The 240-nt window shown below is 44.6% G+C and carries 1 protein-coding gene; it reads right to left on the reverse strand.

Annotated elements, in window-relative coordinates:
- Positions 1-240 (reverse strand): outer membrane beta-barrel protein (locus ACRHOZ_RS21370; RefSeq protein ID WP_431130394.1); only part of this gene is annotated, 240 nt, incomplete at both ends.

The following is a 240-nucleotide window of genomic DNA, read 5'->3' on the forward strand; positions in this document are numbered from 1 at the left end:
GGTCTGCGCTCTGGAAACTATGGGCGAACCGTCATTTACCGTGGCGCCGTCAACCTTATTATATTCTATGCGCATACCCAACTCAAAATCGATTTTATTGCTAAGCTTACCAGAGAGGGAACTATATGCGGCATACAATTTCTCTTCGTATGAAAAATCGATAATAGTTTCTTCGGCATTAGGCAAATGTTGGATTTCGGTGAACGCATCGGCCTTCGCTTTACTCAGATTTGTCCCCCG

Source organism: Flagellimonas flava (genome assembly GCF_050617915.1).
In the GTDB taxonomy this organism is placed as follows: domain Bacteria; phylum Bacteroidota; class Bacteroidia; order Flavobacteriales; family Flavobacteriaceae; genus Flagellimonas; species Flagellimonas flava_A.